The sequence below is a fragment of the Pseudomonas sp. B392_1p genome (assembly GCF_052245235.1).
Classification (GTDB): domain Bacteria; phylum Pseudomonadota; class Gammaproteobacteria; order Pseudomonadales; family Pseudomonadaceae; genus Serpens; species Serpens gallinarum.
Genome location: NZ_JBQPXM010000012.1, coordinates 1 through 24,222 on the forward strand (window position 1 = coordinate 1; position 24,222 = coordinate 24,222).

General features: G+C 58.9%; 37 protein-coding genes. 34 read left to right on the forward strand and 3 right to left on the reverse strand.

The genetic code is table 11. The annotated features are described in order from the left end of the window. The 30 genes from ACTV8E_RS16150 to ACTV8E_RS16295 form a co-directional block, all read left to right on the forward strand. A partial coding sequence (locus ACTV8E_RS16150) for an EF-Tu C-terminal domain-related protein (RefSeq protein ID WP_443200185.1) occupies window positions 1-180 on the forward strand: 180 nt, incomplete at its 5' end. Between the two features lie 153 nt (window positions 181-333). Next, the gene (rpsJ, locus tag ACTV8E_RS16155) at window positions 334-645 is read left to right on the forward strand and encodes a 30S ribosomal protein S10 (protein WP_003463313.1); all 312 of its coding nucleotides are present in this window, start codon (window positions 334-336) and stop codon (window positions 643-645) included. 83 nt (window positions 646-728) lie between these two features. Continuing rightward, window positions 729-1,358, forward strand: a complete 630-nt coding sequence (rplC, locus tag ACTV8E_RS16160) for a 50S ribosomal protein L3 (RefSeq protein WP_251837774.1) — start codon at window positions 729-731, stop codon at window positions 1,356-1,358. Window positions 1,359-1,372: 14 nt separating this feature from the next. Then, window positions 1,373-1,975, forward strand: a complete 603-nt coding sequence (gene rplD / locus ACTV8E_RS16165; RefSeq protein ID WP_251837773.1) for a 50S ribosomal protein L4 — start codon at window positions 1,373-1,375, stop codon at window positions 1,973-1,975. Beyond that, window positions 1,972-2,271, forward strand: coding sequence for a 50S ribosomal protein L23 (rplW, locus tag ACTV8E_RS16170; protein WP_251837772.1), 300 nt, complete (start codon window positions 1,972-1,974; stop codon window positions 2,269-2,271). The genes rplD and rplW overlap by 4 nt, the downstream gene beginning before the upstream one ends. 11 nt (window positions 2,272-2,282) lie before the next feature. Further along, window positions 2,283-3,104, forward strand: coding sequence for a 50S ribosomal protein L2 (gene rplB / locus ACTV8E_RS16175; protein WP_251837771.1), 822 nt, complete (start codon window positions 2,283-2,285; stop codon window positions 3,102-3,104). Window positions 3,105-3,120: 16 nt separating this feature from the next. After that, window positions 3,121-3,396, forward strand: coding sequence for a 30S ribosomal protein S19 (rpsS, locus tag ACTV8E_RS16180; RefSeq protein ID WP_090444963.1), 276 nt, complete (start codon window positions 3,121-3,123; stop codon window positions 3,394-3,396). A 13-nt stretch (window positions 3,397-3,409) separates the two neighbouring features. Continuing rightward, window positions 3,410-3,742 (forward strand): 50S ribosomal protein L22, encoded by a 333-nt coding sequence (rplV, locus tag ACTV8E_RS16185; RefSeq protein WP_251837770.1) that lies wholly within the window; start codon window positions 3,410-3,412, stop codon window positions 3,740-3,742. A 13-nt stretch (window positions 3,743-3,755) separates the two neighbouring features. Then, window positions 3,756-4,442, forward strand: coding sequence for a 30S ribosomal protein S3 (rpsC, locus tag ACTV8E_RS16190; protein ID WP_251837769.1), 687 nt, complete (start codon window positions 3,756-3,758; stop codon window positions 4,440-4,442). A 12-nt stretch (window positions 4,443-4,454) separates the two neighbouring features. Beyond that, window positions 4,455-4,868, forward strand: coding sequence for a 50S ribosomal protein L16 (gene rplP / locus ACTV8E_RS16195; protein ID WP_251837768.1), 414 nt, complete (start codon window positions 4,455-4,457; stop codon window positions 4,866-4,868). Next, window positions 4,868-5,059 carry a 50S ribosomal protein L29 gene (gene rpmC / locus ACTV8E_RS16200; protein ID WP_002555481.1) on the forward strand — a complete coding sequence of 64 codons (192 nt, stop codon included), beginning with the start codon at window positions 4,868-4,870 and terminating at the stop codon, window positions 5,057-5,059. Before rplP ends, rpmC begins: the two co-directional genes overlap by 1 nt. A 2-nt stretch (window positions 5,060-5,061) precedes the next feature. After that, the gene (gene rpsQ / locus ACTV8E_RS16205; protein ID WP_251837767.1) at window positions 5,062-5,328 is read left to right on the forward strand and encodes a 30S ribosomal protein S17; all 267 of its coding nucleotides are present in this window, start codon (window positions 5,062-5,064) and stop codon (window positions 5,326-5,328) included. Window positions 5,329-5,351: 23 nt separating this feature from the next. Then, entirely contained in the window at window positions 5,352-5,720 is a 369-nt protein-coding gene (rplN, locus tag ACTV8E_RS16210) for a 50S ribosomal protein L14 (RefSeq protein ID WP_003281831.1), read from the forward strand. 12 nt (window positions 5,721-5,732) lie between these two features. Next, window positions 5,733-6,047 carry a 50S ribosomal protein L24 gene (gene rplX, locus ACTV8E_RS16215; RefSeq protein ID WP_251837766.1) on the forward strand — a complete coding sequence of 105 codons (315 nt, stop codon included), beginning with the start codon at window positions 5,733-5,735 and terminating at the stop codon, window positions 6,045-6,047. A gap of 19 nt (window positions 6,048-6,066) precedes the next feature. Further along, window positions 6,067-6,606, forward strand: a complete 540-nt coding sequence (rplE, locus tag ACTV8E_RS16220; protein ID WP_251837765.1) for a 50S ribosomal protein L5 — start codon at window positions 6,067-6,069, stop codon at window positions 6,604-6,606. A 12-nt stretch (window positions 6,607-6,618) separates the two neighbouring features. Beyond that, window positions 6,619-6,924 (forward strand): 30S ribosomal protein S14, encoded by a 306-nt coding sequence (gene rpsN / locus ACTV8E_RS16225; protein ID WP_251837764.1) that lies wholly within the window; start codon window positions 6,619-6,621, stop codon window positions 6,922-6,924. 188 nt (window positions 6,925-7,112) lie between these two features. After that, a complete protein-coding gene (gene rpsH / locus ACTV8E_RS16230; RefSeq protein WP_251837763.1) occupies window positions 7,113-7,505 on the forward strand; it encodes a 30S ribosomal protein S8 in 393 nt (130 codons plus the stop codon). A 12-nt stretch (window positions 7,506-7,517) separates the two neighbouring features. Next, window positions 7,518-8,051 (forward strand): 50S ribosomal protein L6, encoded by a 534-nt coding sequence (gene rplF, locus ACTV8E_RS16235; RefSeq protein WP_251837762.1) that lies wholly within the window; start codon window positions 7,518-7,520, stop codon window positions 8,049-8,051. 10 nt (window positions 8,052-8,061) lie between these two features. Continuing rightward, window positions 8,062-8,412 carry a 50S ribosomal protein L18 gene (rplR, locus tag ACTV8E_RS16240; protein WP_251837761.1) on the forward strand — a complete coding sequence of 117 codons (351 nt, stop codon included), beginning with the start codon at window positions 8,062-8,064 and terminating at the stop codon, window positions 8,410-8,412. A gap of 3 nt (window positions 8,413-8,415) precedes the next feature. After that, complete coding sequence (gene rpsE, locus ACTV8E_RS16245) at window positions 8,416-8,943, forward strand: 30S ribosomal protein S5 (RefSeq protein WP_251837760.1); 528 nt, start codon at window positions 8,416-8,418, stop codon at window positions 8,941-8,943. A 2-nt stretch (window positions 8,944-8,945) separates the two neighbouring features. Continuing rightward, window positions 8,946-9,125, forward strand: a complete 180-nt coding sequence (rpmD, locus tag ACTV8E_RS16250; protein ID WP_093985653.1) for a 50S ribosomal protein L30 — start codon at window positions 8,946-8,948, stop codon at window positions 9,123-9,125. 2 nt (window positions 9,126-9,127) lie between these two features. Continuing rightward, window positions 9,128-9,562: a 50S ribosomal protein L15 gene (gene rplO, locus ACTV8E_RS16255; RefSeq protein WP_251837759.1), complete on the forward strand. Its 435-nt coding sequence runs from the start codon at window positions 9,128-9,130 to the stop codon at window positions 9,560-9,562. Continuing rightward, window positions 9,563-10,891 (forward strand): preprotein translocase subunit SecY, encoded by a 1,329-nt coding sequence (secY, locus tag ACTV8E_RS16260; RefSeq protein WP_251837758.1) that lies wholly within the window; start codon window positions 9,563-9,565, stop codon window positions 10,889-10,891. It abuts the gene before it with no gap. A gap of 29 nt (window positions 10,892-10,920) precedes the next feature. Continuing rightward, entirely contained in the window at window positions 10,921-11,037 is a 117-nt protein-coding gene (rpmJ, locus tag ACTV8E_RS16265) for a 50S ribosomal protein L36 (protein WP_027590520.1), read from the forward strand. 132 nt (window positions 11,038-11,169) lie between these two features. After that, on the forward strand, window positions 11,170-11,526 hold the full coding sequence (gene rpsM, locus ACTV8E_RS16270) for a 30S ribosomal protein S13 (RefSeq protein WP_251837757.1): 357 nt from the start codon (window positions 11,170-11,172) through the stop codon (window positions 11,524-11,526). Between the two features lie 18 nt (window positions 11,527-11,544). Beyond that, window positions 11,545-11,934 (forward strand): 30S ribosomal protein S11, encoded by a 390-nt coding sequence (gene rpsK / locus ACTV8E_RS16275; protein WP_251837756.1) that lies wholly within the window; start codon window positions 11,545-11,547, stop codon window positions 11,932-11,934. A gap of 16 nt (window positions 11,935-11,950) precedes the next feature. Beyond that, the gene (rpsD, locus tag ACTV8E_RS16280) at window positions 11,951-12,571 is read left to right on the forward strand and encodes a 30S ribosomal protein S4 (RefSeq protein WP_443200186.1); all 621 of its coding nucleotides are present in this window, start codon (window positions 11,951-11,953) and stop codon (window positions 12,569-12,571) included. Between the two features lie 22 nt (window positions 12,572-12,593). Continuing rightward, window positions 12,594-13,595: a DNA-directed RNA polymerase subunit alpha gene (locus tag ACTV8E_RS16285; protein WP_251837754.1), complete on the forward strand. Its 1,002-nt coding sequence runs from the start codon at window positions 12,594-12,596 to the stop codon at window positions 13,593-13,595. Window positions 13,596-13,640: 45 nt separating this feature from the next. After that, on the forward strand, window positions 13,641-14,030 hold the full coding sequence (gene rplQ / locus ACTV8E_RS16290) for a 50S ribosomal protein L17 (RefSeq protein WP_251837753.1): 390 nt from the start codon (window positions 13,641-13,643) through the stop codon (window positions 14,028-14,030). 167 nt (window positions 14,031-14,197) lie between these two features. Then, window positions 14,198-15,655, forward strand: a complete 1,458-nt coding sequence (locus ACTV8E_RS16295) for a catalase (RefSeq protein WP_443200187.1) — start codon at window positions 14,198-14,200, stop codon at window positions 15,653-15,655. A gap of 115 nt (window positions 15,656-15,770) precedes the next feature. Here the strand turns inward: ACTV8E_RS16295 and uvrA are convergent, their stop codons facing one another. After that, window positions 15,771-18,605: an excinuclease ABC subunit UvrA gene (gene uvrA, locus ACTV8E_RS16300; RefSeq protein WP_443200188.1), complete on the reverse strand. Its 2,835-nt coding sequence runs from the start codon at window positions 18,603-18,605 to the stop codon at window positions 15,771-15,773. A 162-nt stretch (window positions 18,606-18,767) separates the two neighbouring features. Here uvrA and ACTV8E_RS16305 point away from each other — a divergent pair, with 162 nt between their 5' ends. From ACTV8E_RS16305 to ACTV8E_RS16320, 4 genes are all read left to right on the forward strand, one after another. Next, on the forward strand, window positions 18,768-20,153 hold the full coding sequence (locus ACTV8E_RS16305) for an MFS transporter (protein WP_251837750.1): 1,386 nt from the start codon (window positions 18,768-18,770) through the stop codon (window positions 20,151-20,153). 16 nt (window positions 20,154-20,169) lie between these two features. Next, on the forward strand, window positions 20,170-20,670 hold the full coding sequence (locus ACTV8E_RS16310; RefSeq protein ID WP_251837749.1) for a single-stranded DNA-binding protein: 501 nt from the start codon (window positions 20,170-20,172) through the stop codon (window positions 20,668-20,670). 307 nt (window positions 20,671-20,977) lie between these two features. Further along, complete coding sequence (locus tag ACTV8E_RS16315; protein WP_443200189.1) at window positions 20,978-21,862, forward strand: sugar nucleotide-binding protein; 885 nt, start codon at window positions 20,978-20,980, stop codon at window positions 21,860-21,862. Beyond that, window positions 21,855-22,787, forward strand: a complete 933-nt coding sequence (locus ACTV8E_RS16320) for an SDR family NAD(P)-dependent oxidoreductase (RefSeq protein ID WP_443200190.1) — start codon at window positions 21,855-21,857, stop codon at window positions 22,785-22,787. Before ACTV8E_RS16315 ends, ACTV8E_RS16320 begins: the two co-directional genes overlap by 8 nt. A 62-nt stretch (window positions 22,788-22,849) precedes the next feature. Here ACTV8E_RS16320 and ACTV8E_RS16325 read toward each other — a convergent pair whose 3' ends face one another. Together ACTV8E_RS16325 and ACTV8E_RS16330 are read right to left on the reverse strand one after the other, a co-directional pair. Continuing rightward, window positions 22,850-23,548 carry an OmpW/AlkL family protein gene (locus ACTV8E_RS16325; RefSeq protein WP_251837746.1) on the reverse strand — a complete coding sequence of 233 codons (699 nt, stop codon included), beginning with the start codon at window positions 23,546-23,548 and terminating at the stop codon, window positions 22,850-22,852. Window positions 23,549-23,688: 140 nt separating this feature from the next. After that, the gene (locus tag ACTV8E_RS16330) at window positions 23,689-24,216 is read right to left on the reverse strand and encodes a DUF3299 domain-containing protein (protein WP_273537959.1); all 528 of its coding nucleotides are present in this window, start codon (window positions 24,214-24,216) and stop codon (window positions 23,689-23,691) included. Window positions 24,217-24,222 lie beyond the last annotated feature (6 nt).

Consider the following 24,222-nt stretch of genomic DNA (forward strand, 5'->3'; position numbering starts at 1 on the left):
ACTGACGTCACCGGTAACTGCGAACTGCCGGAAGGCGTTGAGATGGTGATGCCGGGCGACAACGTGAAGATGGTTGTCACCCTGATCGCTCCGATCGCCATGGAAGACGGTCTGCGTTTCGCGATTCGCGAAGGCGGCCGTACCGTAGGCGCCGGCGTGGTTGCCAAGATCATCGAGTAATCGGTTGATTGGTGGCAAAAAGGGTCCTTCGGGGCCCTTTTTGTTTTGGCTGGTCAAAGATTGACACCCTGTAGGGGCATCCGTACAATTGCGCCTCCTTTTAACGGGCGTATTCCGCCCGTTAGGGATGGCAAATTGGAGTCTGAGGTCAAAATGCAAAACCAACAAATCCGTATTCGGTTGAAGGCTTTTGACCATCGCCTGATCGATCAATCAACCCAGGAAATCGTGGAAACCGCGAAACGTACTGGTGCTCAGGTGCGTGGTCCAATTCCTCTGCCTACCCGCAAGGAGCGGTACACGGTACTGGTTTCTCCGCACGTCAACAAAGACGCGCGCGACCAGTATGAAATTCGTACCCATAAGCGTGTGCTGGACATCGTTCAGCCGACCGACAAGACTGTCGATGCGCTGATGAAGCTCGATCTTGCGGCTGGTGTGGAAGTGCAGATCAGCCTCGGCTAAAACCTGCCGGTTTTAGTCGTGTAACGCTCTGAAATGGGCGGCCATAGCGGGTGAAAGCCCCGTACACTCATGAGGTTTACAACATGACTATTGGTGTAGTCGGTCGTAAGTGTGGGATGACCCGCATTTTCACCGAAGAAGGTGTCTCCATTCCGGTTACGGTCATTGAGATCGAGCCGAATCGCGTGACCCAATTCAAAAACGAAGAGAGCGATGGCTATCGCGCTGTACAGGTAACTGTCGGCGAGCGTCGCGCTTCCCGTGTGACCAAGGCGCAAGCCGGTCACTTCGCCAAAGCGAATGTCGCTGCTGGTCGTGCCGTTCTGGAATTCCGCCTCGAAGAGGGTGAGTACCAGGCAGGTGATCAGATTAATGCCGAAATTTTCCAGGCAGGTCAACTGGTCGATGTGACCGGTCAGTCCAAGGGTAAAGGCTTTGCCGGTACCATCAAGCGCTGGAATTTCCGCGGACAAGACAACACGCACGGCAACTCCGTCTCTCACCGCGTTCCAGGTTCCATTGGCCAGTGCCAGACTCCTGGTCGTGTTTTCAAGGGCAAGAAAATGTCCGGTCATATGGGCGCTGAGCGCGTGACCGTGCAGTCCCTGGAAGTGGTGCGCGTGGATGCCGAACGTAACCTGCTGCTGGTCAAGGGTGCCGTTCCAGGCGCTACCGGCGGTGACGTTGTCGTCCGTCCGGCTGCCAAGGCGTAAGGGGAGAATCTGAGATGCAATTGAATGTAAATGGCGCTCAGGCGATCGAAGTTTCCGATCGTATCTTCGGCGGTGAATTCAACGAAACGCTGGTACACCAAGCAGTCGTGGCCTATATGGCTGGCGGTCGCCAGGGTACTCGCGCGCAGAAGACCCGTTCCGAAGTATCTGGTGGCGGCGCCAAGCCGTTCCGTCAGAAGGGCACTGGCCGTGCTCGTGCCGGTACTATCCGCAGCCCCATCTGGCGCAGCGGTGGTGTGACCTTCGCGGCCAAGCCGCAGGATCACTCCCAGAAGCTCAACAAGAAGATGTATCGCGCCGCTCTGCGCTCCATCCTCGCTGAGCTGGCTCGTACCGAGCGTCTGGTCGTGGTTGAAGATTTTGTTGTGGATGCACCCAAAACCAAAGGCCTGCTGAACAAGCTGAACGGTCTGTCGCTGACTGACGTCCTGATCGTGTCCGAAGCTATTGATCAGAACCTGTACCTGGCTGCACGCAACCTGCCGCATGTTGATGTGCGTGATGTGCAGGGCGTCGATCCGGTCAGCCTGATCGCTTACGACAAAGTATTGATGACTGTGTCGGCAGTGAAGAAATTCGAGGAGCTGCTGGGATGAACCAGGAACGCGTATTTAAAGTACTGCTTGGCCCGCATGTCTCCGAGAAGGCTACTGTTCTGGCCGACAGCAAGAGTCAGTTCGTTTTCAAGGTTGCCACTGATGCAACCAAGCTGGAAATCAAGAAGGCCGTCGAAAGCCTGTTCAGCGTGAAGGTCGCCGGTATCCGCACTGTCAACGTGCAGGGTAAAACCAAGCGTACCGCTCGCGGTCTGGGCAAGCGTAATGACTGGAAGAAGGCGTACATCGCTCTCCAGCCAGGTCAAGATCTCGATTTCGCCAGCAGCGCTGAGTAAAGGGGTGCATCATGGCAATCGTTAAATGCAAACCGACTTCCGCTGGCCGCCGCTTTGTCGTCAAAGTGGTTGGGCAGGACCTGCACAAGGGCGCTCCGTACGCTCCGCTGCTGGAAAAGAAGTCCAAGACCGGTGGTCGTAACAACAACGGTCGCATCACCACCCGCCACATCGGCGGTGGTCACAAGCAACATTACCGTCTGGTCGACTTTCGTCGCAACAAGGATGGCATTCCAGCCATCGTTGAGCGCATCGAATATGACCCGAACCGTACCGCGCACATCGCGCTGCTGAAGTATGCCGACGGTGAGCGTCGCTACATCATTGCGCCCAAGGGCGTAGTGTCGGGCGATCAGCTGATTTCCGGTGCCAACGCGCCGATCAAGGCTGGCAACAGCCTGCCGCTGCGCAATATTCCGGTGGGTTCGACCATTCATGGTATCGAGCTGAAGCCGGGCAAGGGTGCTCAGATCGCGCGTTCCGCTGGTGCTTCGGCTCAGTTGGTAGCCCGTGAGGGCGCCTACGTGACCGTGCGTCTGCGCTCCGGCGAAATGCGTAAAGTATTGGCTGAGTGCCGTGCGACCCTGGGCGAAGTCTCGAACCACGAGCACAGCCTGCGTTCGCTGGGCAAGGCTGGCGCCAAGCGCTGGAAGGGTGTCCGTCCGACCGTACGTGGCGTGGCCATGAACCCGGTTGATCACCCGCATGGTGGTGGTGAAGGTCGTACCTCTGGTGGTCGTCATCCGGTGTCGCCGTGGGGCTTCCCGACCAAGGGCAAGAAAACCCGCACCAATAAGCGCACCGACAATATGATCGTCCGTCGCCGTAAGTAACTAGAGGGATACGACTGTGCCGCGTTCTCTGAAAAAAGGTCCTTTTATTGATCTTCACCTACTGAAGAAGATCGAAGTGGCGGTGGAAAAGAACGATCGCAAGCCGGTGAAAACCTGGTCGCGTCGTTCGATGATCCTGCCGCAAATGGTCGGTCTGACCATCGCCGTGCATAACGGTCGTCAGCATGTCCCGGTTCTCGTTAACGAAGACATGGTCGGCCACAAACTCGGCGAGTTCGCTGCTACCCGCACCTATCGCGGGCACGTGGCTGACAAAAAAGCCAAGCGTTAAGGGGTAAGGAAAGATGGAAGTAGCCGCTAAGCTGTCTGGCGCTCGTATCTCCGCCCAGAAAGCCCGCTTGGTCGCCGACCAAATCCGCGGGAAGAAGGTGGGCGAAGCGCTCAACCTGTTGGCTTTCAGCAACAAGAAAGCCGCTGAACTGCTGAAAAAAGTGCTGGAGTCGGCCGTGGCCAACGCTGAGCACAATGAGGGCGCTGACGTGGACGACCTGAAGGTTTCCACCGTTTTCGTCAACGAAGGGCGTTCGCTGAAGCGCATCATGCCGCGGGCCAAGGGCCGTGCTGATCGCATCGTCAAGCGGTCTTGCCATATCACTGTCAAGGTTGCGGACAAGTAACGGAGTCGATCAGATGGGTCAGAAAGTACATCCCACTGGCATTCGCCTGGGTATCGTCAAGGAGCACACCTCCGTCTGGTATGCAGAAAAAGGCCAATACGCCGATTATCTGCTCGCCGACATCAAGGTGCGTGAATATCTCCACGACAAACTAAAAAACGCGTCCATTAGCCGCATCGACATTGCTCGTCCGGCTCAGACTGCACGTATCACCATCCACACCGCTCGTCCCGGCATCGTGATCGGCAAGAAAGGTGAAGATGTTGAGAAGCTGCGTCAGGACCTGACCAAGCAAATGGGTGTGCCGGTGCACATCAATATCGAAGAGATCCGCAAGCCGGAGCTCGACGCCATGCTGGTTGCACAGAGCGTTGCTCAGCAGCTGGAGCGTCGCGTGATGTTCCGTCGCGCCATGAAGCGCGCTGTACAGAACGCCATGCGCATTGGTGCCAAGGGCATCAAGATCCAGGTCAGTGGTCGTTTGGGTGGGGCTGAAATCGCCCGCACCGAATGGTATCGCGAAGGTCGTGTGCCTCTGCACACCCTGCGTGCCGATATCGATTACAACACCTACGAAGCGCACACCACCTACGGTGTGATCGGTGTCAAGGTTTGGATCTTCAAGGGCGAGGTCATCGGTGGCCGCCAGGAAGAGCTCAAGCCGCAGGCGCCCGCTCCTCGTAAAGCTGCCAAGAAATAAGGAGTACGCCAAATGTTGCAACCAAAGCGTACGAAGTTCCGCAAGCAGATGACTGGCCACAACCGTGGCTTGGCCCAGCGCGGTAGCAAAGTCAGCTTCGGCGAGTTTGCACTGAAATCCGTGGGCCGTGGTCGTTTGACTGCTCGCCAGATCGAAGCTGCACGTCGTGCACTCACCCGCCACGTGAAGCGTGGCGGCAAGATCTGGATCCGCGTCTTCCCCGACAAGCCTGTCACCAAAAAGCCCCTCGAAGTTCGTATGGGTAAAGGTAAGGGCAGCGTCGAGTACTGGGTAGCCCAGATTCAGCCGGGCAAAGTGCTTTACGAGATCGAGGGTGTTTCCGAAGAGCTGGCGCGTGAGGCATTCGCCCTGGCCGCTGCAAAGCTGCCGCTCGCCACCTCCTTTGTTAAGCGGACGGTGATGTGATGAAAGCGAATGAACTTCGTGAAAAATCAGCACAGCAGCTGAACGAGCAACTGCTCGGCCTGCTGCGCGACCAGTTCAATCTGCGCATGCAGAAAGCAACTGGCCAGTTGGGGCAGTCTCACCTGCTCTCGCAAGTTAAGCGTGACATCGCTCGCGTGAAAACTGTGCTCAACCAGCAGGCAGGTAAGTGATCATGGCTGAAGCCGAAAAGACAGTCCGTACGCTGACCGGCCGTGTTGTCAGCGACAAGATGGACAAAACCATCACCGTTCTGATCGAGCGTCGCGTAAAGCACCCGATCTACGGTAAGTATGTGAAGCGTTCGACCAAGCTGCACGCCCACGACGAAACCAACCAGTGCCGTACCGGCGACAAGGTCACCATCCGTGAGACCCGTCCGCTGGCCAAGACCAAGACTTGGGCCCTGGTGGAAGTCGTTGAACGCGCAGTGGAAGTCTAAGGACTAGGGGTCGGAGAAATTTTATGATTCAGACTCAATCCATGCTCGACGTCGCTGACAACAGCGGTGCTCGTCGCGTTATGTGCATCAAGGTCCTCGGCGGTTCGCACCGCCGTTACGCCGGTATCGGCGACATCATCAAGGTCACGGTCAAGGAAGCAATTCCGCGTGGCAAGGTGAAGAAGGGCCAGGTGATGACCGCTGTTGTCGTGCGTACCCGTCATGGCGTGCGCCGTCCCGACGGTTCCATCATTCGTTTCGACGGTAACGCTGCTGTTCTGCTGAACAACAAGCAAGAGCCGATCGGCACCCGCATCTTCGGGCCGGTGACTCGTGAACTTCGTACCGAGAAGTTCATGAAGATCGTTTCGCTCGCCCCCGAAGTGCTGTAAGGAGAAGCCGTCATGCAAAAGATTCGTCGTGAAGACGAGATCATCGTGATCGCCGGCAAAGACAAGGGCAAGCGTGGCAAGGTGCTCAAGGTGCTCGCTGACGACCGTCTGGTCGTTGGTGGGATCAACCTGGTGAAGCGCCACACCAAGCCGAACCCGATGCTGGGCGTTCAAGGCGGTATCGTCGAGAAAGAAGCTCCGCTGCACGTTTCCAACGTTGCGATTTTCAACGCTGAAACCAACAAGGCTGACCGCGTTGGCTTCAAGGTTGAAGACGGCAAGAAAATTCGTGTCTTCAAGTCCACCCAGAAGCCGGTTGGCGCTTGAGCATCGTAGGTAAAACACCATGGCACGACTGAAAGAGATTTACCGGAAGGAAATCGCGCCCAAGCTGAAGGAAGAGCTTCAGCTGGCCAACGTGATGGAAACTCCGCGCGTTACCAAGATCACCCTGAACATGGGCCTGGGCGAAGCAATCGGTGACAAGAAGATCATCGATAACGCAGTAGCCGACCTGGAAAAAATCACCGGCCAAAAGCCGGTGGTTACCTACGCTCGCAAGTCGATCGCTGGCTTCAAAGTCCGCGAAGGCTGGCCGATCGGGGTCAAGGTCACTCTGCGTGGCAATCATATGTACGAGTTCCTGGATCGCCTGCTCTCCATCTCCCTGCCGCGCGTGCGTGACTTCCGCGGCCTGAATGCCAAGTCCTTTGACGGTCGTGGCAACTACAGCATGGGTGTCAAAGAGCAGATCATCTTCCCGGAAATCGATTACGACAAGATCGATGCGCTTCGTGGTTTGGACATCACCCTGACCACTTCCGCCCGTAACGATGATGAAGGCCGTGCGCTGCTGCGCGCCTTCAACTTCCCGTTCCGCAACTGATTGGAGTAGGAAATGGCCAAACAGAGCATGAAAAACCGTGAGCTGAAGCGTCAGCAAACGGTCGCCAAGTACGCCAAAAAGCGTGCCGAGCTGAAAGCTATCATTGCCAACCCGAACTCCACTCAGGAAGCTCGTTGGGAAGCTCAGGTAGCACTGCAAAAGCAACCGCGTGACGCGAGCGCCGCTCGTCTGCGCAATCGTTGCCGTCTGACCGGTCGTCCGCACGGTGTTTACCGTAAGTTCGGCCTGTCCCGTAACATGCTGCGTCAAGCAGCCATGCGCGGCGACGTACCAGGTCTGGTCAAGGCCAGCTGGTAAGTGCGAAGCGACACGGGGAGCAATCTTCGTGTGCCTCGACAAATCAAATCAAGCCCCTCTGGGGCTTGATTTGTTTCTGGGTGATCTCTAGAATTGCCGGCTCGCCAGAGCCCGGCTTTTTTGTTTTAGAGCAGCTCGGGCGATTATGAGCCGCAAGGCTATTTTTCTGTATTAGGAGCGTCTAGCCCATGAGTATGCAGGACCCGTTAGCGGACATGCTAACTCGTATCCGTAATGCCCAGATGGCTGAAAAGTCCGTCGTAAGCATGCCGGCTTCCAAGCTGAAGGTGGCAGTTGCCAACGTTCTCAAGAACGAAGGTTACATTTCGGGTTACCAAGTCAGCAGCGATGCCAAGCCGCTGCTGTCCATCGAGCTGAAGTATTTCGAAGGCCGTCCGGTTATCGAAGAGCTGAAGCGCGCCAGTCGTCCTGGCCTGCGCCAGTACAAATCCGTAGACCAGCTGCCGAAAGTACGCGGTGGTTTGGGTGTGTCGATCGTTTCCACCAATAAAGGTGTGATGACTGATCGTGCTGCCCGTGCCGCTGGCGTGGGTGGCGAAGTACTCTGCACTGTGTTCTAAGGGGGGATAAGCATGTCTCGCGTTGCTAAGAACCCCGTCAAGCTGCCCGCTGGCGTTGAAATCAAGCTGTCCGGCCAGCAGCTTTCGGTGAAGGGTGCCAAGGGCGCTCTGGAACTGAATATTCATCCGTCTGTTGAAGTCATCCAGGAGTCTGACGAGCTGCGCTTTGCTGCTCGCAATGGTGATCAGCAGAACCGTGCGATGGCCGGCACTACCCGTGCGCTGGTCAACAACATGGTAGTCGGCGTCAGCCAAGGCTTTGAGCGCAAGCTCCAGCTGGTGGGTGTCGGTTACAGGGCTCAGGCCAAAGGTCAAGTGCTGTCCCTTGCCCTCGGCTTCTCGCACCCGGTCGAATACGAACTGCCGCAAGGCGTCACCGCTGAAACCCCGAGCCAGACCGATATCGTAATCAAAGGTATCGATAAGCAGGTGGTAGGCCAGGTGGCTGCTGAAATCCGCGACTTCCGTCGTCCCGAGCCGTATAAGGGCAAGGGCGTGCGTTACGCGGACGAAGTGGTCCGTCGTAAAGAAGCTAAGAAGAAGTAGGGCATAGCAAATGAGCGTAAAGAAAGAAACTCGTCTGCGTCGCGCTCGCAAGGCACGCCTGAAAATGCGCGAGCTGGAAGCCGTACGCCTCTGCGTGTACCGCTCTTCCCAGCACATTTACGCCCAGGTCATTTCGGCCGACGGCGGCAAGGTTCTGGTTTCGGCCTCGACCTTGGACAAAGAACTGCGTGATGCTGCCACCGGCAACATCGACGCGGCCAAAAAGGTTGGTCAACTGGTGGCTGAGCGTGCGAAAGCCGCTGGCATTTCCCAGGTTGCGTTCGACCGTTCTGGCTTCAAGTACCACGGTCGTGTGAAAGCGCTGGCCGATGCTGCTCGTGAAGGCGGGCTGGAGTTCTAAGTTATGGCAAATCACGAGCAAAAGCGCGATCGCGACAATCGCGACGATAGCCGCGACGAAGGCTACATCGAGAAGCTGGTACAGGTTAATCGTGTTGCCAAGACCGTTAAAGGCGGCCGTATCTTCACTTTCACCGCGCTGAGCGTGGTGGGTGATGGCAAGGGTCGTGTTGGTTTCGGTCGTGGCAAGTCCCGCGAAGTACCGGCGGCCATTCAGAAGGCTATGGAAGCGGCTCGCCGCAACATGATCCAGGTCGACCTGAACGGCACTACCCTGCAGTACCCGATCAAGTCCGCACATGGCGCCTCCAAGGTGTACATGCAGCCGGCTTCCGAAGGTACCGGCGTAATCGCTGGTGGTGCCATGCGCGCCATCCTTGAAGTCGCTGGCGTGCAGAACGTTCTGGCCAAGTGCTATGGCTCCACCAACCCGGTGAACGTGGTGTATGCCACCTTCAAGGGTCTGAAGTCCATGCAGGCGCCGGCCAGCGTTGCAGCCAAGCGTGGCAAGAGCGTCGAGGAGATTCTCTAACCATGGCTAATACTGTCAAAGTCACGCTGATCAAGAGCGTGAATGGCCGACTGGCCAATCACAAGGCGTGCGTCAAGGGCCTCGGCCTGCGTCGCATTGGTCATACCGTCGAAGTTCAGGACACCCCTGAAAATCGCGGCATGATCAACAAGGCCTACTACCTGCTGCGCGTGGAGGGTTAACCATGAAACTGAATGACCTGCGCTCCGCGCCGGGTGCACGCCGCGAAAAGGCTCGCCCCGGTCGTGGTATCGGTAGCGGTCTGGGTAAGACCGGTGGTCGCGGCCACAAGGGTCAGACCTCTCGCTCCGGTGGCTCCATCGCCCCCGGCTTCGAGGGTGGTCAGCAGCCGATTTACCGTCGTTTGCCGAAATTCGGTTTCACCTCGCTGAAAGCCATGGACCGCGCGGAGATTCGTACCTCCGAACTGGGCAAGGTAGAAGGCGATGTGGTCTCTGTGCAAACGCTGAAGGATGCCAACCTGATCGGCCAACACGTACAGCGCGTCAAGGTAATGCTGTCCGGTGAGGTCGCTCGTGCTGTCACCCTTAAAGGTATCGCCGTCACCAAGGGTGCACGTGCGGCTATCGAAGCAGCTGGCGGAAAATTCGAGGACTAAATGGCTAAGCAAGGTGCTCTCTCTGCGCTAAGCAACGGCGGGTTGTCCGAGCTCTGGGCTCGACTGCGCTTCCTGTTCCTGGCGATCATCGTCTATCGGATCGGTGCGCATATTCCGGTTCCCGGAATCAACCCTGACCGTTTGGCTGAGTTGTTCAGCCAGAACGAGGGGACCATTCTTAGCCTGTTCAACATGTTTTCCGGCGGCGCGCTGGAACGGATGAGTATCTTCGCTTTGGGGATCATGCCGTACATTTCGGCATCGATCATCATGCAGTTGATGACCGCCGTCAGCCCGCAGCTGGAGCAGTTGAAGAAGGAAGGGGAAGCTGGCCGTCGCAAGATCAGCCAGTACACCCGCTACGGCACCCTGGTGCTGGCAATCGTTCAGGCTGTTGGCATGTCCATCGGCCTGGCAAGCCAGGGTGTAGCCTTTGCAGCTGATTTCGGCTTCCATTTCGTGGCCATCACCACCTTCGTGGCGGGTGCCATGTTCATGATGTGGTTGGGCGAGCAGATCACTGAGCGCGGCGTCGGTAATGGCATTTCGATGCTGATTTTTGCCGGTATCGTTGCAGGTCTGCCGTCGGCGATCGGTCAGTCGTTCGAGTCAGCGCGGCAAGGCGATATCAACATCGTCGCGTTGCTGGTCATTGGCCTGTTGGCTGTTGCGATCATTGGTTTCGTGGTGTTCATTGAGCGTGGTCAACGCCGCATTGCGGTGCACTACGCCAAGCGTCAGCAAGGCCGCAAGGTCTTCGCTGCGCAGACCAGCCACTTGCCGCTGAAAGTGAATATGGCAGGGGTGATCCCGGCTATTTTTGCCAGCAGTATCCTGTTGTTCCCGGCATCGCTGGGGCAGTGGTTCGGACAGTCCGAGAACATGGGCTGGCTGCAGGATATTTCTCAGTCGATCGCGCCGGGTCAGCCGTTGAACATCTTGCTGTTTAGCGCAGGGATCATCTTCTTCTGCTTCTTCTACACAGCGCTGATGTTCAATCCGAAAGACGTAGCGGAAAACCTGAAGAAGTCCGGTGCCTTTATCCCGGGTATCCGTCCGGGCGAGCAGTCGGCGCGTTACATTGATGGCGTTCTGACTCGTTTGACCATGTTCGGTGCTCTGTACATGACGGCCGTCTGCCTGTTGCCCCAGTTCCTGGTGGTTGCGGCCAACGTTCCGTTCTATCTTGGCGGGACCTCGTTGCTGATCGTTGTCGTGGTTGTGATGGACTTTATGTCTCAAGTGCAGTCGCACCTCGTGTCGCACCAGTACGAATCCCTGATGAAGAAAGCCAACCTGAAGGGCTATGGCAGCGGCATGCTCCGCTGAAGCATTCAGGAAGGTTCTAGGAGTTACTGATGAAAGTTCGTGCATCGGTCAAGAAGCTTTGCCGTAACTGCAAGATTGTCCGTCGCGACGGCGTCGTGCGGGTAATCTGCAAGGCGGAGCCGCGTCACAAGCAGCGCCAAGGCTGAGTGTGATACAGCGTCAATAGCCCGACAGCTAGTGTGCTGTCGGGTTGATTAATCGTTCCTACAGCGTTAATATCTCGCGCCCTATTTCTTGGCTTCCGGGGCGTAGGTAGCTGTCAATTGGAGTTTCACTGAATGGCCCGTATTGCAGGCGTCAACATTCCAGATAACAAGCATGCTGTTATCTCGCTGACCTACATCTACGGTGTTGGTCGCACCACTGCACAGCAACTCTGTGCCGCTGCCGGCGTAAATCCGGCTGCGAAGATCAAGGATCTCTCTGACGAGCAGATCGAACAGCTGCGTGGCGAAGTCGGCAAGCTCACCACTGAAGGTGACCTGCGCCGCGAAACCAACATGAACATCAAGCGTTTGATGGACCTCGGTTGCTACCGTGGTCTGCGTCATCGTCGCGGTCTGCCGGTTCGCGGTCAGCGCACCAAGACCAATGCGCGTACCCGTAAGGGCCCGCGTAAGCCGATCCGCAAGTAATCGCGTAGGAATCTAGTCATGGCAAAACCTGCTGCTCGTCCTCGTAAGAAGGTCAAAAAAACAGTCGTTGATGGGATCGCTCACGTCCACGCCTCGTTTAACAACACCATCGTGACCATTACTGACCGTCAGGGCAATGCTCTGTCCTGGGCTACCTCTGGTGGTTCGGGTTTCCGCGGTTCGCGTAAGTCCACCCCGTTCGCTGCCCAGGTGGCTGCAGAGCGTGCTGGTCAAGCCGCGCTGGAATATGGTCTGAAAAACCTTGACGTGAATGTCAAGGGTCCCGGTCCAGGTCGTGAGTCCGCAGTGCGTGCTCTGAACGGCTGCGGCTATAAAATCGCCAGCATCACCGACGTGACGCCCATCCCGCATAACGGGTGCCGTCCGCCGAAGAAGCGTCGCGTGTAATAGGAGACAGTGAAAAATGGCACGTTACATTGGTCCCAAATGCAAACTGTCTCGCCGTGAAGGCACCGACCTCTTCCTGAAGAGTGGTGCACGCGCGCTCGATTCCAAATGCAAGCTCGAACAGGCTCCTGGCCAGCACGGTCAGCGTCGCGGTCGTCTTTCCGACTACGGTACCCAGCTGCGTGAAAAGCAGAAAGTTCGCCGTATCTACGGTGTACTTGAGCGCCAGTTCAGCGGTTACTACAAGCTGGCCGCCAGCCGTAAAGGCGCTACTGGCGAAAACCTGCTGCAGTTGCTCGAATGCCGTCTGGACAACGTTGTGTACCGCATCGGCTTTGGCGCTACCCGCGCTGAATCCCGCCAGTTGGTTTCCCACAAGTCGATCACTGTTAACGGTCAGACCGTGAACATCCCGTCCTACCAGGTGAAAGCCGGTGACGTGGTGGCAGTTCGTGAGAAATCCAAGAACCAGCTGCGCATCGCCCAGGCCCTTGAATTGGCTGCTCAGCGCGGTCGTGTCGAATGGATCGAAGTTGACGCCGAGAAGAAGTCCGGTGTGTTCAAGAACGTTCCGGCTCGTAGCGATCTGTCCGCCGACATCAATGAAAGCCTGATTGTCGAGCTCTACTCCAAGTAAGGGCTAGAAAATAGGTGTATCCATGCAGAGTTCGGTAAATGAGTTCCTGACCCCCCGTCACATTGATGTTCAGGTGGTCAGTCCGACCCGCGCCAAGATTACGCTCGAGCCTCTCGAGCGTGGCTTTGGCCATACCTTGGGCAACGCGCTGCGTCGCATCCTGTTGTCCTCCATGCCTGGCTGTGCAGTGGTCGAGGTCGAAATCGATGGCGTGCTCCATGAGTACAGCGCCATTGAGGGTGTGCAGGAAGATGTCATCGAAATCCTGCTCAACCTGAAAGGCCTGGCCGTCAAGCTGCACGGCCGTGACGAAGTTACGCTGAGCCTTTCCAAGAAGGGTCCGGGCGTGGTCACCGCTGCCGATATTCAGCTGGATCACGATGTCGAAATCGTCAATGGCGACCACGTTATCGCCAATCTGGCTGATAACGGCGTGCTGAACATGAAGCTCAAGGTGGCGCGCGGCCGTGGCTATGAGCCCGCCGATGCCCGTCAGAGTGACGAAGACGAAAGCCGCAGCATTGGTCGCTTGCAGCTGGATGCTTCCTTCAGTCCGGTTCGCCGTATCGCCTACGTGGTGGAAAACGCCCGTGTCGAGCAGCGTACCAACCTGGACAAGCTGGTTATCGATCTGGAAACCAACGGTACTCTAGATCCCGAAGAGTCGATTCGCCGAGCCGCGACCATCCTGCAGCAGCAGCTGGCCGCCTTCGTCGACCTCAAGGGTGACACTGTTCCGGAGGTGGTCGAGCAGGAAGACGAGATTGATCCGATCCTGTTGCGCCCGGTTGATGACCTTGAGCTGACCGTTCGTTCGGCCAACTGCCTGAAGGCGGAGAACATCTACTACATCGGTGATCTGATCCAGCGCACCGAAGTTGAGCTGTTGAAAACTCCGAACCTTGGCAAGAAGTCCCTGACCGAGATCAAGGACGTTCTGGCTTCCCGTGGTCTGTCCCTCGGTATGCGCCTCGATAACTGGCCGCCGGCAAGTCTGAAGAAGGACGATAAGGCCACTGCCTGATCGTCCCCAATCACCGAACTGAACGTTTGGTAAGGAATTTCAATCATGCGTCATCGTAAAAGTGGCCGTCATCTGAGCCGCACCAGCGCACACCGCAAGGCCATGTTTCAAAACATGGCGGTGTCGCTGTTCGAGCACGAACTGATCAAGACCACCCTGCCGAAAGCCAAGGAACTGCGCCGCGTTGCCGAGCCGCTGATCACCCTGGCCAAGGTAGACAGCGTCGCCAACCGTCGTCTGGCCTTCGACCGTACCCGTTCGAAAGCCATCGTCGGCAAGCTGTTCAACGACCTGGGCAAGCGCTATGCCACCCGTCAGGGCGGTTACCTGCGTATCCTCAAGTGCGGCTTCCGCGCTGGGGACAATGCTCCGATGGCCTACGTCGAGCTGGTTGACCGTCCGGTTGCTGGTACCGTCGAAGCCGCGGCCGAGTAACATCGGTTGTCGAAAAAACCGGGCCATGTGCCCGGTTTTTTTATGTCCGAAAAAAAATCAATCGAAGGCTTTGATTTTGCGCATTAGAGGTCATGCAGCGGTGCCCCTAAGATGGCTGCCATCAACCGGTTAACCGGTGAACCGAATGCAAACCAAGGAGTAATGCCATGACTGATAAGCCGAAGCTGACCACCGTTGCCGGGGCTCCCGTCGCCGAAAACCAGAACGTGATGACCGCGGGTCCACGCGGCCCCATGCTGCTGCAAGACGTCTGGTTTCTTGAGAAGCTCGCCCACTTCGACCGTGAGGTGATCCCCGAGCGGCGTATGCATGCCAAGGGCTCCGGTGCATTCGGCGAATTCGTGGTCACTCACGACATCACCCGTTATACCAAGGCCAGGATTTTCTCCGAGGTGGGCAAGAAGACGCCAATGTTCGCGCGATTCTCGACGGTGGCCGGTGAGCGCGGTGCGGCGGATGCCGAGCGCGATATCCGTGGCTATGCCCTCAAGTTCTACACCGAGCAGGGCAACTGGGACATGGTCGGCAATAACACGCCGGTATTCTTCTTCCGCGACCCGCTGAAATTCCCCGACCTTAACCATGCGGTCAAGCGCGATCCGCGCACTAACATGCGCAATGCCAACAATAACTGGGACTTCTGGACCAGCCTGCCTGAGGCGCTGCACCAGATCACCTACGTGATGGGTGACCGTGGTATTCCGGCTTCCTACCGGCATATGCACGGTTTCGGCTCGCACACCTACAGCTTCATCAGCGCCGACAACCAGCGCTACTGGGTCAAGTTTCACTTCAAGACCCAGCAGGGCATCAAGAACCTGACGGACCAAGAAGCCGCGGCCATCGTTGCCAATGACCGTGAAAGCTCACAGCGCGACCTGTTCGAGTCGATCGAGCGTGGGGATTTCCCACGCTGGACCATGTACGTACAGGTGATGCCGGAAGCTGAAGCGGCCTCGTACCGCTTCCATCCCTTCGACCTGACCAAGGTCTGGTCGAAAAAGGACTATCCGCTGATCGAGGTGGGCTACTACGAGTTGAACCGCAACGCGGACAACTATTTCCAGGACGTCGAGCAGGCTGCGTTTACTCCGGCCAACGTGGTGCCTGGTATCAGCTTCTCGCCTGACCGCATGCTGCAGGGGCGTCTATTCTCCTACGGCGACGCGCAGCGTTATCGCCTGGGAGTCAACCACCATCAGATTCCGGTCAACGCCCCGCGTTGCCCGGTGCACAGCTACCATCGCGACGGGGCGATGCGGGTCGACGGCAACCACGGTGGTCGTCTGCACTACGAGCCGAACACCTATGGCGAATGGCAGGAACAACCTGATTTCAGCGAACCGCCACTGGCGTTGGAAGGCGCTGCCGCCCGCTATGATTATCGTGCGGACGACAACGACTACTTCACCCAGCCAGGCAACCTGTTCCGCCTGATGGGTTCTGAAGAGCAGCAGCGGCTGTTCGGCAACACGGCGCGGGCGATGGGCGATGCGGCGCGACACATCAAGCTGCGTCACATTCTCCACTGCTACAAGGCGGATCCGGCCTATGGCACCGGCGTGGCGAATGCCTTGGGTATTCCGGTGGAAGAAGCCCTGTAACTGGCTTCGGGGTAACAAAAAAGAGCCCGCAGCATGCTGCGGGCTCTTTGCTTTTCAAACTAATCCAGCCGCGACGCGAAAAGGTACAGCCAGGCGCGCCAAATGGCACCAACTGTCAGCCCTTGTCGCGCTCCAGCAGCGGCTTGAGGAAATGGCCGGTATGCGACTGTGGCATGTCCGCAACTTGTTCCGGCGTGCCGGTGGCGATGATTTGACCGCCCCTGTAACCCCCTTCGGGGCCGAGATCGACCAGCCAGTCGGCGGTTTTGATCACGTCCAGGTTGTGTTCGATAACCACTACGGTGTTGCCGTTGTCACGCAGGCGATGCAGCACGTCCAGTAATTGCTGAATATCGGCGAAATGCAGCCCGGTGGTGGGTTCGTCCAGGATGTACAACGTCTTACCGGTGTCCCGTTTGGACAATTCTCGGGACAGTTTCACTCGTTGGGCCTCGCCGCCGGACAGCGTGGTCGCGCTCTGGCCCAGCTTGATGTACGAAAGGCCGACATCAATCAGGGTTTGCAGCTTGCGCGCCACGGCCGGTACGGGGTCGAAGAATTCGCGCGCTTCCTCGATGGTCATCTCCAGTACCTGATGGATGCTCTTGCCCTTGTACTTCACTTCCAGGGTTTCGCGGTTGTAGCGCTTGCCCTTGCAGACATCGCAGGGCACATAGATGTCCGGCAGAAAATGCATCTCCACCTTGATCACGCCGTCGCCCTGGCAGGCCTCGCAGCGCCCGCCCTTGACGTTGAAAGAGAAACGCCCGGGGCCGTAACCGCGCGAGCGGGCTTCCGGCACGCCGGAGAACAGCTCGCGAATGGGCGTGAACAGTCCCGTATAGGTGGCCGGGTTGGAGCGGGGCGTGCGACCGATCGGGCTCTGGTCGATGTCGACGACCTTGTCCAGGTGCTGCAGGCCATCCAGGGAAGTATAAGGAGCGACCTCCAGGGTGGTCGCACCATTTAGCGCGGTGGCGGTAATCGGAAACAGGGTATTGTTAATCAGCGTCGATTTGCCCGAGCCGGACACACCGGTCACGCAGGTCAATAGGCCAAGCGGAATTTCCAAGTCGACGTTCTGCAGGTTATTGCCGCGCGCGCCTTTGAGCTTGAGCAGTTTCTTCGGATTGCGAACCGTGCGCTCGGCGCGGTAGCGGATTTTTTCACGGCCCGACAAGTACTTGCCCGTCAGCGAGTCCGGGTGGGCCATGACCTCGGTCGGTGTGCCTTCAGCGACAATCCTGCCGCCATGCACTCCGGCACCGGGACCGATGTCCACCACGTAGTCGGCCAGGCGGATGGCGTCCTCGTCGTGCTCCACCACGATCACCGTGTTGCCCAGGTTACGCAGGTGGGTGAGGGTGCCCAGCAGGCGTTCGTTGTCACGCTGATGCAGGCCAATGGACGGTTCGTCGAGGATGTACATGACGCCGACCAGGCCGGCGCCGATCTGGCTGGCCAGGCGAATGCGCTGGGCTTCGCCGCCGGACAACGTGTCAGCGCTGCGTTCCAGGGTCAGGTAATCGAGGCCGACATTGACCAGGAACTCCAGACGTTCGCGAATTTCCTTGAGGATCTTGGCGGCGATTTCGCCGCGCCGTCCGGGCAGGGAGAGGTCGGCAAAGTAGGCGCAGGCATCGCCCACCGGCAGGCTGGTCACCGCCGGCAGGGTTTTTTCCCCGACCCAGACATGGCGTGCTTCGCGGCGCAGGCGGGTGCCGCGGCAATCCGGGCAGGGTTGTGTGGCCAGGTACTTGGCCAGTTCCTCGCGCACCGAGTTCGACTCGGTCTCGCGGTAGCGGCGCTCCAGGTTGGGAATGATCCCTTCAAAAGGGTGCGAACGTTTGACGATATCGCCGCGGTCGTTGAGGTAGCGGAAATCGACCGAGTCCTTGCCGCTGCCAAACAGGATCGCTTTCTGGTCTTCGGCAGACAGGGTTTCAAAAGGGCGCTCCAAGCTGAAGCCGTAATGACTGGCCAGCGAGCCGAGCATCTGAAAGTAGTACACGTTGCGTCGGTCCCAGCCGCGAATCGCACCTTCGGCGAGGGTCAGTTCGCCATTGACCAGGCGTTTGGCATCGAAGAACTGTTTTACCCCGAGGCCGTCGCAGGTGCCGCATGCCCCAGCCGGATTGTTGAAGGAGAACAGCTTGGGTTCCAGTTCACTGATCGAATGGCCGCACACCGGGCAGGCATAGCGCGCGGAGAAAATCAGTTCTTCCTGCTCGTCGTCATCCATTGGTGCGATCAGGGCAATGCCGTCGGCCAGTTTGAGTGCGGTCTCGAACGACTCGGCCAAGCGCTGTTGCAGGTCGGCGCGGACCTTGAAGCGGTCCACCACCACATCAATGGAATGTTTTTTCTGTTTATCCAGCTTGGGCGGCTCATCCAGCTCATAGAGCCTGCCGTTGACCCGTGCGCGGACGAAGCCCTGGGCGCGCAGTTCATCGAAGACCGCCAGGTGTTCACCCTTGCGCTCGCGAATAATGGGCGCGAGTAGCATCAGCTTGCTGCCTTCGGGCAGCGCCACGACTTGGTCGACCATCTGGCTGACCGTCTGGGCTTCCAGGGGCAGGTCGTGATCCGGGCAGCGCGGAGTCCCGGCCCGCGCATATAGCAGACGCAGGTAGTCGTAGATTTCCGTAATGGTGCCGACGGTCGAGCGTGGGTTGTGCGAGGTGGATTTCTGCTCGATGGAAATCGCCGGCGACAAGCCTTCGATGGTGTCGACATCGGGCTTTTCCATTACCGACAAGAACTGCCGCGCATACGCCGACAGCGACTCGACATAGCGGCGCTGGCCTTCGGCGTACAGGGTGTCGAAGGCCAGCGAGGACTTGCCCGAGCCGGACAGCCCGGTGATGACGATCAGCTTGTCACGGGGCAGGGTCAGGTCGATATTTTTCAGGTTATGGGTGCGTGCCCCACGAATCAGAATCTTGTCCACGTACTGCGGCCTCGCATGGCGGGCGGAAACGGCAAAGTATACGGCTGGCCGGCAAGCCGCGTCAGCTTTGGCTGGGGTTGAGTTCACCGGGCGCGACGCTTTGCCCGAGCCCTTGGCGGCTCGGCCTGCTAGAATCGGCGCCGGTTTTCATGAGGGATTTCCATGCACGATCCGCATAGCGAGCGTATGTCGCCGGTCGAGCTGAAGGCTGCCGGCGGACTGTCGCTGGTCTTCGCCTTTCGTATGCTCGGCATGTTCATGGTGCTGCCGGTTCTCGCCACCTATGGGCAGGATCTGGCCGGCAGTACCCCGGCACTCATTGGCCTGGCCATTGGAGCGTATGGCCTGACCCAGGCGGTGCTGCAGATTCCCTTTGGCATGCTGTCCGACCGCATCGGTCGGCGCCCGGTCATTTATGTAGGTCTGCTGATTTTTGCCGCCGGTGCGGTGCTGGCGGCCAATGCCGATTCCATCTGGGGCGTGATTGCCGGGCGTGTCCTGCAAGGCGCCGGGGCGATTTCCGCCGCGGTGATGGCGCTGATGTCCGACCTGACCCGTGAGCAGCACCGTACCAAGGCCATGGCGATGATCGGCATGAGCATCGGCTTGTCGTTTGCGGTGGCTATGGTGGTCGGTCCGTTGCTGACCCGGGCGTTCGGGTTGTCCGGTTTGTTCTGGGCAACGGCAGCCATGGCGTTGCTGGGTATTTTGATTATCGCTGGGTTGGTACCACGCAGTGCAGGCCCCCTGCAGCATCGCGAATCCGGTGTGGCGCGCCAGGCGTTGCGTGCGACGTTGCGCCATGGCGATCTGCTGCGCCTGGACGCCGGTATTTTCGTGCTGCATGCGATCCTCATGGCCAGCTTTGTGGCATTGCCGATCTCGCTGGTGGAGCAGGGTGGTCTGCCCCGCGAAGAGCACTGGTGGGTATATCTGGTCGCTATGCTGGTGGGCTTCTTCGGCATGCTGCCGTTCATCATCTATGCCGAGAAAAAGCGCCAGATGAAGCGGGTCTTGACCGGCGCGGTGCTCGTGCTGCTGTTTTGCGAACTGTATTTCTGGCAGGTGGGCCACAGCCTCATGGCGCTGGTGATCGGCGCCATCCTGTTCTTCACCGCGTTCAACCTGCTGGAAGCCTCGTTGCCGTCATTGATCAGCAAGGTGTCGCCGGCCGGCGGCAAAGGTACGGCGATGGGCGTGTATTCCACCAGTCAGTTCCTGGGTGCTGCGCTTGGCGGCATCCTGGGTGGCTGGTTGATGCAGGTCGGCGGGTTGGATGGCGTGTTCATCGGCTGTGCGCTGCTCTGCGCACTGTGGGCGATAATTGCTGTTACCATGCGCGAGCCTCCCTATGTGACCAGCTTGCGCCTGCCGCTGTCGCCGACGGCGATGGCCGACGCCGGGCTGACCGAGCGGTTGCTGGCAGTGCCGGGCGTAGCGGATGCCGTAGTGGTGGCCGAGGAGGCCGCCCTCTATATTAAAGTGGATACCGAACAATTGGATCGCACGTCTCTTGAGCGCCTGGTCGAACCAGCGCCTGCGTGCTGAAGCCTAGGAGAACGTCATGGCCCGTGGGGTTAACAAAGTCATACTGATCGGCAACGTCGGCGGTGATCCGGAAACCCGCTACCTGCCCAACGGCAATGCGGTAACCAATATCACGCTGGCCACCACCGACAGCTGGAAGGACAAGCAGACCGGCCAACAGCAGGAGCGCACCGAATGGCATCGCGTGGTGTTCTTCGGCAGGCTGGCGGAAATCGCCGGCGAATACCTGCGCAAGGGTTCGCAATGCTACGTTGAAGGCCGCCTGCAAACCCGCGAGTGGGAGAAGGACGGCGTCAAGCGCTATACCACGGAAATCGTCGTGGACATCAGCGGCACCCTGCAATTGCTGGGTGGCCGTGGCGGCAGCAGCGAAGGCGGCGACTACGCCCAGCGAGCTCCGCGTCCGCCGCGTGAGCAGGCGCCGCAGCAGCAAGCTGCACCGCGCCCCACTCCGAAACCGGCGGCTCAGCAGCCCGCACCGGATTACGACAGCTTCGATGATGACATTCCGTTCTAAACGGTGTCTGAAAAAACGCAGCCTAGGCTGCGTTTTTTTTCGTTGAGACTTGCGCCGTGATCACGCGAAGCCATGCTACGGCTCGCTGTTTCCTGTTGCAGAGGTGATCTGCCCGCTGCGCAGCAGGTTGCCATTGGCCTGGTAGCGTAGTACAGAAGGTATGACAGCGATCGGGGCGTGACGATGTTCAACGAAACACGCAAAATGCCTCCCAGACGCGGCATGCCTTCCAAGACCGCATTTCAGATGGATCCTACTGATTTCCCATGCAGCGAACCCGTACTTCATACCTGCAAGAGTTGATGCCATGCGCATGCGCCTGATGTTGCTCGGTGGTGGTAATTCACTGGGCCAGGCACTGATTGCCCAGGGGGCCGAAGAAGACATCGGCTTTATTGCACCGCGCCCGCCGCTGCATGGCTGGGATGTCGCCAGCCTGACCCAGCTCCTTGACGATACCCGCCCCGATGCGTTGATTAATCTGGCCTATTACTTCGACTGGTTCCAGAGCGAGACGGTCTGCGCGCAGCGCTTTGCCGAGCAGGAACAGGCCGTCGAGCGCCTGGCCGAGCTTTGCCAGCACCACGGCATCGTGCTGCTGCAACCGTCCAGCTATCGGGTGTTCGATGGCGGGCGCGCCACCGCCTACAGTGAAAAAGACGAGGCCATGCCGCTGGGGCTGCGTGGGCAATCACTCTGGCGCATGGAGCAGTGCATTCGGGCGATCTGCCCGCGGCATGTTCTGTTACGTCTGGGCTGGGTGCTGGATGACAGCTCCGAAGGCATTCTTGGACGGTTGTTGCAGCGTGCCGATCTAGCGGGTGAACTGGAATTGGCCGATGACCGGCGTGGCAATCCCTGTCCCGTGGATGATGTGGCCCGGGTCATTCTGGCTGTGCTCAAGCAGCTGGACTGTGCGGCGCCGCTGTGGGGCACCTACCACTACGGCGGTCAGGAGGCGACCACTCCGCTGACTGTGGGGCAGGCTATTCTTGCCGAGGCGCGAACTCTGCGCAGCATGCCCAGCGTGGAAATCGCCGCCAAGGCTCACGCAGCCTGTGTTGATGCGGCGGAAGAGCCCCAGCACGCAGTGCTGGCCTGCAAGAAGATTCTCAATACCTTTGGCGTCAAACCGCGTGCCTGGCGCACGGGCCTGACGCCCTTACTGGATCGTTATTTCCGTCATGAATGATGCCCCGATACTGATCACCGGCGGTGCCGGCTTCATTGGCTCCAACCTGGCCGATGCCTTGCTGGCGCGTGGTTATGCCGTGCGTGTGCTGGACAACCTGTCCACCGGCAAACACGCCAACCTGCAACTGGAGCATCCGCGCCTGAGCCTGATCGAAGGCGATGTCGCAGATGCCGCCGTGGTGCGCCAGGCCTTGCAGGGCTGCCAGGCGGTGGTGCACCTGGCAGCGGTGGCCTCGGTGCAGGCGTCGGTGGACGACCCGGTGGGCACTCACCAGAGCAATCTGGTCGGCACCCTGAACCTGTGCGAGGCGATGCGTGAGCAGGGCGTGCGTCGCGTGGTGTTCGCGTCCAGCGCCGCGGTGTATGGCAACAATGGCGAAGGCGAGGCGATTGACGAAGATACGGCCAAGGCACCGCTGACGCCCTATGCCGCGGACAAACTGGCCAGTGAGTATTACCTGGATTTCTATCGCCGGCAGCATGGCCTGGAACCGGCGATCTTCCGTTTCTTTAATATCTTCGGGCCACGTCAGGACCCGTCTTCGCCCTATTCCGGGGTAATCAGCATCTTTACCGAGCGGGCGCAAAAAGGCTTGCCCATCAGCGTGTTCGGGGATGGAGAGCAGACCCGCGACTTCGTGTATGTCGGCGACCTGGTTGAGGTGCTGGTGCAGGCGCTGGAAGCCGAAACGCTGGAAGCAGGCGCGGTCAATCTTGGCCTGAGTCGGGCCACCAGTTTGAATCAATTGCTGGCGGCCATTGGCGATGTGCTCGGCGGTTTGCCCGAAGTGAGCCACCTTCCGGCGCGTGCCGGAGATATCCGTCATTCGCGGGCCAACAATGCACGGCTGCTGGCGCGTTTTGCATTCCCCGAGCCGACCGGCATGCGTGAAGGGCTGGCGAAGTTGTTAGGGCGTTCATAACAGTTGCTGCTGTAAACAAAAAAAGGCGCCGAATTCGACGCCTTTCGCTGTAGAGGATGAGCTTAGAACTTGTAGCCCAAGCCGACCATGTAGACCATCGGGTCGACGTCGACGCTGACCTTGGTTTCCTGGACACCCAGGGCGCCGGGACCTTTCACTGTGGCGTCGGTGGAGATATCGATATAACGCACCTGGGCGTTGAGCATCAGATTGTCGGTCAGCATGTAGTCGGCGCCAACCTGGAAGGCCAGGCCCCAGGAGCTATCCAGGCTGAGGTTGCTGAACTGTTGGCCCTTGCGTTCAGCGGTCAACTCCTCGTCGAAGAAGACGGTGTAGTTGATGCCGACGCCCAAATAGGGCTGGAAGGCGGAGTTATTATCCAGCGGGTAGACCACGGCGCTGAGGGTTGGCGGCAAGTGGGTGACCTCGCCCAGTTTACCGTCCAGACCTGGGATTCCCGTCGCGGCGCTAACGCCTTTGACACCTACCTCATGGGTGAATGGGGTGGCGGCCAGCAGCTCGATACCGACCTTATCGGTGAGCATATAAGCGAAGTTCAAGCCCAGCTGGGTGTCGCTGTTCAAGGTGGCGCCTGTACCCGGGACATTGCCGCCGTCGAGATTGAGAAGGGAACTGTCCTCTCGCGGATCCACCGTTACTGCACCGGCACGCACAATGATGTCACCGGCCTTGTGGGCATGGGCGAGCGGGGCGGCGATGGCGAGGGCCAGGGCGGAAGCAGCGAGTAGTGTCGTGCGCATGGGTAACTCCAATCGAGGCAGAGGTATGTCTTGGTTGGAGCCCATGTTAGGAGCCTGGGACAGGCGTTTTTTGATCCAGCGCAACGGTTTGCCCAGCGCCTATGCGACAGCTTGTCACGCGCGGCCGGCAAGGTGCCGGTTCAATAACCCTGCAGTTGCTCGATGTCGTAGACGATGATTTTCTCCGCCTGCATCTGGTAGCCGGCCTCGGCCAGTTCGCTGCTGGCGTGTGCCACCTTCAAGGGACCCTCGATCCAGAACGGCAGCCACAGGTCTTCCAGGCGGATGCCCAGTTCACTGGTGGCGTGGACGATCTGGTTGGAGGGTGGGGGCGGTACATGGATGCAGGCCCCATAGTAGGGCACCAGCAGAAACTCGATGACACGCCCCGCCTCGGTAATGTCCAGCGGCACCACATAGCCAGGTAGCTTGATCCGCTGACCGTCCAGCGCTTCTACCACCGGCTCGTTGGGTGCTTGCTGGGGAGCGGGCGGCCCATCCTCGGAAAGTACCTCGCCCAAGTCGGACAAATCATGCAGCGGCATCGGCTCTAGATCCGGCAGCGGGGCGCCGGCGGGGATCAGGTCGGACCATTGCAGCTCACGGACTTCGGCGGCAGCAAATGCTGGGGTGGCGGCCAGTAGCAGAACGAATAGCAGACGTGTCATGGGTTT

Bases quoted from the DNA above. Each gene is read 5' to 3' on its own strand.
- rpmD (WP_093985653.1), top strand. From the start codon at position 8,946: ATGGCTAATACTGTCAAAGTCACGCTGATCAAGAGCGTGAATGGCCGA.
- rpsD (WP_443200186.1), top strand. From the start codon at position 11,951: ATGGCACGTTACATTGGTCCCAAATGCAAACTGTCTCGCCGTGAAGGC.
- rplC (WP_251837774.1), top strand. From the start codon at position 729: ATGACTATTGGTGTAGTCGGTCGTAAGTGTGGGATGACCCGCATTTTC.
- rplF (WP_251837762.1), top strand. From the start codon at position 7,518: ATGTCTCGCGTTGCTAAGAACCCCGTCAAGCTGCCCGCTGGCGTTGAA.
- ACTV8E_RS16325 (WP_251837746.1), bottom strand. From the start codon at position 23,548: ATGCGCACGACACTACTCGCTGCTTCCGCCCTGGCCCTCGCCATCGCC.
- rplB (WP_251837771.1), top strand. From the start codon at position 2,283: ATGGCAATCGTTAAATGCAAACCGACTTCCGCTGGCCGCCGCTTTGTC.
- rpsE (WP_251837760.1), top strand. From the start codon at position 8,416: ATGGCAAATCACGAGCAAAAGCGCGATCGCGACAATCGCGACGATAGC.
- ACTV8E_RS16315 (WP_443200189.1), top strand. From the start codon at position 20,978: ATGCGCATGCGCCTGATGTTGCTCGGTGGTGGTAATTCACTGGGCCAG.
- rpmC (WP_002555481.1), top strand. From the start codon at position 4,868: ATGAAAGCGAATGAACTTCGTGAAAAATCAGCACAGCAGCTGAACGAG.
- rpsJ (WP_003463313.1), top strand. From the start codon at position 334: ATGCAAAACCAACAAATCCGTATTCGGTTGAAGGCTTTTGACCATCGC.
- rpsM (WP_251837757.1), top strand. From the start codon at position 11,170: ATGGCCCGTATTGCAGGCGTCAACATTCCAGATAACAAGCATGCTGTT.
- rplN (WP_003281831.1), top strand. From the start codon at position 5,352: ATGATTCAGACTCAATCCATGCTCGACGTCGCTGACAACAGCGGTGCT.
- ACTV8E_RS16320 (WP_443200190.1), top strand. From the start codon at position 21,855: ATGAATGATGCCCCGATACTGATCACCGGCGGTGCCGGCTTCATTGGC.
- rplR (WP_251837761.1), top strand. From the start codon at position 8,062: ATGAGCGTAAAGAAAGAAACTCGTCTGCGTCGCGCTCGCAAGGCACGC.
- rplQ (WP_251837753.1), top strand. From the start codon at position 13,641: ATGCGTCATCGTAAAAGTGGCCGTCATCTGAGCCGCACCAGCGCACAC.
- ACTV8E_RS16305 (WP_251837750.1), top strand. From the start codon at position 18,768: ATGCACGATCCGCATAGCGAGCGTATGTCGCCGGTCGAGCTGAAGGCT.
- rplP (WP_251837768.1), top strand. From the start codon at position 4,455: ATGTTGCAACCAAAGCGTACGAAGTTCCGCAAGCAGATGACTGGCCAC.
- rplE (WP_251837765.1), top strand. From the start codon at position 6,067: ATGGCACGACTGAAAGAGATTTACCGGAAGGAAATCGCGCCCAAGCTG.
- rpmJ (WP_027590520.1), top strand. From the start codon at position 10,921: ATGAAAGTTCGTGCATCGGTCAAGAAGCTTTGCCGTAACTGCAAGATT.
- ACTV8E_RS16310 (WP_251837749.1), top strand. From the start codon at position 20,170: ATGGCCCGTGGGGTTAACAAAGTCATACTGATCGGCAACGTCGGCGGT.
- secY (WP_251837758.1), top strand. From the start codon at position 9,563: ATGGCTAAGCAAGGTGCTCTCTCTGCGCTAAGCAACGGCGGGTTGTCC.
- rpsK (WP_251837756.1), top strand. From the start codon at position 11,545: ATGGCAAAACCTGCTGCTCGTCCTCGTAAGAAGGTCAAAAAAACAGTC.
- rpsQ (WP_251837767.1), top strand. From the start codon at position 5,062: ATGGCTGAAGCCGAAAAGACAGTCCGTACGCTGACCGGCCGTGTTGTC.
- ACTV8E_RS16285 (WP_251837754.1), top strand. From the start codon at position 12,594: ATGCAGAGTTCGGTAAATGAGTTCCTGACCCCCCGTCACATTGATGTT.
- ACTV8E_RS16330 (WP_273537959.1), bottom strand. From the start codon at position 24,216: ATGACACGTCTGCTATTCGTTCTGCTACTGGCCGCCACCCCAGCATTT.
- rplX (WP_251837766.1), top strand. From the start codon at position 5,733: ATGCAAAAGATTCGTCGTGAAGACGAGATCATCGTGATCGCCGGCAAA.
- rplO (WP_251837759.1), top strand. From the start codon at position 9,128: ATGAAACTGAATGACCTGCGCTCCGCGCCGGGTGCACGCCGCGAAAAG.
- rpsN (WP_251837764.1), top strand. From the start codon at position 6,619: ATGGCCAAACAGAGCATGAAAAACCGTGAGCTGAAGCGTCAGCAAACG.
- rplW (WP_251837772.1), top strand. From the start codon at position 1,972: ATGAACCAGGAACGCGTATTTAAAGTACTGCTTGGCCCGCATGTCTCC.
- rpsH (WP_251837763.1), top strand. From the start codon at position 7,113: ATGAGTATGCAGGACCCGTTAGCGGACATGCTAACTCGTATCCGTAAT.
- rpsC (WP_251837769.1), top strand. From the start codon at position 3,756: ATGGGTCAGAAAGTACATCCCACTGGCATTCGCCTGGGTATCGTCAAG.
- rplD (WP_251837773.1), top strand. From the start codon at position 1,373: ATGCAATTGAATGTAAATGGCGCTCAGGCGATCGAAGTTTCCGATCGT.
- rplV (WP_251837770.1), top strand. From the start codon at position 3,410: ATGGAAGTAGCCGCTAAGCTGTCTGGCGCTCGTATCTCCGCCCAGAAA.
- ACTV8E_RS16295 (WP_443200187.1), top strand. From the start codon at position 14,198: ATGACTGATAAGCCGAAGCTGACCACCGTTGCCGGGGCTCCCGTCGCC.